Here is a 5,031-nt window from a genome sequence, read left to right on the forward strand (position 1 = left end):
ACGTTTAGAACAAGAACGTTTAGAACAAGAACGTTTAGAACAAGAACGTTTAGAACAAGAGCGTTTAGAAAAAGAGCGTTTAGAACGAGAGCGTTTAGAACAAGAGAGTTTAGAACAAGAGCGTTTAGAACAAGAGCGTTTAGAGAAAGAGCGTAAAGCAAAAGCTTCTCAGGAAATAGATCTTAGCTTTGATGAAATATTTTCAATTAGTATTGATGATGTTTTAGATTCTTTAGCAGAACCTGAAACTAAAAAAGGAAAAAAATCTAAGAAAAAATAAAATTTATCTCTTTTTCATTGCTCATTTTTATCTATTTGTTGTAAAATCAATAATTGAAGAGTTTAATTTATAACAATAAATAAATTCTTTACAGATTAAGATTAAATATTTTTCAGGAACTTTTAGTTGTCTCTATAGATTAACCTAGAGTTAAAAATTCCTGATTCAGTTATGACTAGGATAATCTATGAAAAAACAGCATCTTGTATTAACTTTAACTGCTTTAGCAGTATTGTCACCGTCGGTTGCTTTTGCTAATGAAAGCCCAAACAACCTGACCTTAGATAACTTTGCCAGCACATATAATTTTGCTCCTCGTAACTTACTTAATGTAAAAACAGCACCTGTATTTCCAGATCGTAATCCTCAGGTTGTTGCTGAAGGAGTAAATGTTGAACTAGGTTCAACTGATGGTTTTCAGGCTTTAAAAGATGCCGTTAAATCTTTAGGAGATGGACAATTAAATCCTACTGATACTAATACAGTAACTGATCCATTAGCTCCAAATAAACAAAGCGAAACTCCTGCAGAAACTCCTGCGGAAACTCCTGCGGAAACTCCTGCGGAGACACCAGCAGAAACTCCAGCTGAAACACCTGCAGAAACACCTGCAGAAACACCTGCTGAAACACCTGCTGAAACTCCAGCTGAAACACCTGCGGAAACACCTGCTGAAACTCCAGCAGAGACACCAGCGGAAACACCTGCAGAGACACCTGCGGAAACTCCAGCAGAGACTACAACAGATACCACATCTAGTAGTCTATTAACAGGAGCAACTACTTTATTAGAAGGTTTTACTTTACCAACTAATGTAAATCCTGTTAACGAAAACCCAGTTGTAAAAAATAATGATCAACTTGGCGTATGGCCTAATCCAGAAAACCCAGAACTTACTGAAGCTCTAAAACGTGCTGAAATTAAAGTTGAAGGGGTTTTTGCGGATAAAGATCTAATTAGCCAAGCAGGGAAACAAGCTTTACCAGCTAACTCAGGGGAAGCTTTTGCGAATTTAGTTTATGATTTAGCTAATCCACAAGAGTCTTTAGAGAATACTCGTAACCTCGTAGCTAAACTAGAAAAAGAAACTCTGAAAGCTAACTTAGATATTGCTGTAGATCAATTCTTAGATAATCAAGCTGTAACTAATGACAGCTTTGCTTATACTACAGATGAAACTTCGGTTTCTAGCTTTAGAAACTATAACGTTCCAGTTTCTCCAGTTAACACCACAGGTTTTTGGCCAAACCCACTACCAAGTTTAAATAACTTCTACTTTACTTCAGGTGGTTTTGCGGTACCTGTAGCTAATGATCAAGTTAACCCTTTAGGAGCATTAATCAGAGATTATAAACCTGCTCTAATCGATGGTACATACTACCCTGATTTTGCTACTTATAATCGTGTATACGGAGTGCTTAATGTTCCACCTAAATACAGTAACCTAAACTTTACTTTCACGGTGGTACAATTAGCTCCATTTAACTACACTGAAGAAGAGTTGTTTGCTAAAGCAGCCGAAGTACATGAAACTTCAGCTTCTGATGATAGTTCGGCAACACCAGCAGAAACTCCTGCTACACCAGCAGAAACTCCGTCAGAGACACCTGCAGAGACTCCAGCTACTCCGACTGAGACTCCTGCTACTCCGTCTGAGACTCCTTCAGAGACACCTGCAGAGACACCTGCAGAGACTCCGACAACTCCAACTGAGACTCCGACAACCCCAGCAGAGACTCCTGCAACTCCAACTGAGACTCCGACAACTCCAACTGAGACTCCGACAACTCCGTCTGAGACTCCGTCAGAAACTCCGTCTGAGACACCAGCTGAAAATCCATCAGAGACTCCGTCAGAGACACCAACTGAAACTCCGTCAGAGACTCCTGCAACTCCGGCAACACCAACAACGCCAACTACTCCTGCAGAGACTCCAACAAATTCAGATGATTAATCCTAAAAGAGCTACCCCATTTGAGGTAGCTCTTTTCTTGTTTGCTTTGCAAAATAATGAGTTCAGTAAAACACTAATTGATTAAGTTAACCAATAATAGATTAAGTTAAGCCATTAATTGTTTAGTTGATCTCTAATTGGTTAAATTGTTTAGTTGATCACTAATTATTGGAATATCACTTAGCTGTAAGATTCTGACTTATTTTTTGAGATTTTGCTATAGGTTAATTATTTAATTTATTTTTGCCCAAAAAAAAAATATTTTTTTGCCTGAAAAATAAATTTAGATCCTATTATCAAGGGGTAATAACTAAATATAATAGGGTTTTTAACAATATTTCTTTCCCTATAAATCAACGAGTTAAGCTAAAGTACAATAATATTTTAATTTTTCTTCTTTACAAGCAAATTAATATATATTTAAATAGATATATACTCGTATCATTCTATGCACATTTTTTTGAATTTGTTTAAGGAGAGCTTATGGCCCTAAAACTCGGATTTAAACCTATTCCAGCGGCTATAGCTTTAGTAGTTGGCCTGCTGTTTTGGTATGTAATTCCCGTACCTGAAGGTGTTACCGAAAACGCATGGCATCTATTAGCAATTTTTATTGCCATGATTGTTGCCATTATAGGTAACGCAATGCCCATTGGGGCTATTTCGATTATTGCTATAGCTGTCGTTGGTTTAACTGGCGTTACAGCTCAAACTCCAAGTGCAGCAATTAACTCTGCTCTCAGCCAATTTAGCAATCCTTTAATTTGGTTAATTGGTATTTCAATTATGATCGCTCGTGGCTTACTAAAAACAGGCCTTGGAGCGCGAATTGGTTATCTCTTTATCGCCATGTGGGGTAAAAAGACCATTGGCGTATCTTACGCTTTAGCAACTTCTGAATTAATCTTAGCTCCAGTAATGCCAAGTAACACGGCACGTGGAGGCGGGGTAATTCACCCTATTATGAAATCAATTGCTAGTAGCTATGATTCAAGTCCAGAAAAAGGAACCTCAGGGTTAATCGGACGCTATTTAGCTCTAACTAACTATCATGCTAACCCAATTACTTCAGCAATGTTTATTACTGCTACTTCACCAAACCCATTAGTAGTAGATTTAATTGCTAAGGCAACTAACTCTTCGGTGAGTTTAAGTTGGAGTACTTGGGCGTTAGCCATGCTTTTACCTGGTGTATTATGTATTCTTCTTATGCCTCTAGTGCTCTACATAATGTATCCACCTGAAATTAAAGCTACCCCAAATGCAGTTGAGTTTGCTAAGGACAAACTCAAAGAGCTAGGTCCAATGAAACTTGATGAAAAAATCATGTTAGGAAGCTTTATTTTAATGCTTTTACTTTGGGCAGGGGTTCCAGCTTGGTTATTTGGTCCTAGTTTTGCGGTAAATGCAACAACTACTGCTTTTATCGGTCTATCGCTACTTCTCCTCACTGGGGTTTTAAGTTGGCAAGATATCCTTAATGAAAAAGCAGCTTGGGATACTATTATTTGGTTTGCAGCCTTAATTATGATGGCTACTTTCCTCAACCGTCTTGGTTTAATTGAATGGGCGTCAATCCATATGCAAGATGGTATTGCTCATTTAGGTTTAGGATGGGTAAGTGCAAGTTTACTTTTACTTCTTGCTTATATGTATGCCCACTACTTCTTTGCTTCAACTACAGCCCACATTTCTGCAATGCTTGGAGCTTTCTTAACCGCAGGTATTGCAATTGGAGCGCCACCTATGCTCTTTAGTTTAATGATGGCTGCAGCTTCGAGCTTAATGATGTCTTTAACTCACTATGCAACAGGTACATCCCCTGTTATCTTCTCTTCTGGCTATGTAAGTATGGCACAATGGTGGAAAGCAGGTTTTGTTGTAAGTGTAGTTAACTTACTAATTTTTATCTTTGTCGGTGGTCTGTGGTGGAAAATCCTCGGCTTCTGGTAAAAATATCCTTTTGTTAAATACTTTCTGATGTTATTTAGTCCTCTGACTTTTTTAAAGTCAGAGGACTTTTTCTTTTGCTTTTTTTGCCTTAAAGCTAGGGAATTACTTTTGCAAAAAGCTAAGAATTTTTAGTATAAAGCTAGGAATTTACTTTTACAAAAAACTAAGAAATTGCTTTTACGATAAAGTTAAATTTTTCATTGCAAAAACCCTTGTTTTAAGTGTGACAAAACTCTTTAGTTATCTCTTTTTTTTCTCACCTAACAAAGAACTAAATTATGGTAAAAATTGCATTTTCCCTTGAAAAACTCACGAGTTTTTTAGCTTCATGGCATTTAGATAAATAACCTATAATCAATAAATTAAATAAATCAATTAACAAATATAGAATAATAACTTCGTGATTTAGTATAATAAAAGAATAAGGCTATTTTATTAATATAACTAATAACACTTTTTACAAATCTCAGAGTCATTATTCTCGAAGAATAAGTTTTTATAACTACTATTTTTTAATTTATAGTTTAGTTTATTTAGGCAATTTTTTACCTAAACTATAAAGTGACATTTGGCATACTAAAAGGCAAAGGATATATATTTAAGTTATCTCTCGATGGATTTATTTTGGCAGAAATATCCTAAGAGACAGACTTACACCATTCCTTTATTTCTCCTCTCTTTTGTTAAGATAGGCAAATAAAAAATATTCCATTATCACGTCTACTATTTATTATCTTACTATTTTCTTTCCTTGGTTTAATTTCACTTTTTACACGTAAAAAATAGATTAAAAAATTAGTAGTAATTTGTAACTTAACAACCTTTTAGAAGATTACAAATTATT

The 5,031-nt window shown here is 35.8% G+C and carries 3 protein-coding genes; all 3 read left to right on the forward strand.

The window, feature by feature from the left end; genetic code table 11:
* A partial coding sequence (locus CJP74_RS00945; RefSeq protein WP_222986804.1) for a hypothetical protein occupies nucleotides 1-280 on the forward strand: 280 nt, incomplete at its 5' end.
* 187 nt (nucleotides 281-467) lie between these two features.
* Entirely contained in the window at nucleotides 468-2,234 is a 1,767-nt protein-coding gene (locus CJP74_RS08035) for a hypothetical protein (protein ID WP_222986805.1), read from the forward strand.
* A 483-nt stretch (nucleotides 2,235-2,717) separates the two neighbouring features.
* Nucleotides 2,718-4,187 carry a DASS family sodium-coupled anion symporter gene (locus CJP74_RS00960; RefSeq protein ID WP_119496407.1) on the forward strand — a complete coding sequence of 490 codons (1,470 nt, stop codon included), beginning with the start codon at nucleotides 2,718-2,720 and terminating at the stop codon, nucleotides 4,185-4,187.
* Nucleotides 4,188-5,031: the final 844 nt, after the last annotated feature.

Origin of the sequence: Psittacicella melopsittaci (assembly GCF_003585925.1) — a bacterium.
Classification (GTDB): Bacteria; Pseudomonadota; Gammaproteobacteria; order Enterobacterales; family Psittacicellaceae; genus Psittacicella; species Psittacicella melopsittaci.

Bases quoted from the DNA above. Each gene is read 5' to 3' on its own strand.
- CJP74_RS08035 (WP_222986805.1), top strand. From the start codon at position 468: ATGAAAAAACAGCATCTTGTATTAACTTTAACTGCTTTAGCAGTATTG.
- CJP74_RS00960 (WP_119496407.1), top strand. From the start codon at position 2,718: ATGGCCCTAAAACTCGGATTTAAACCTATTCCAGCGGCTATAGCTTTA.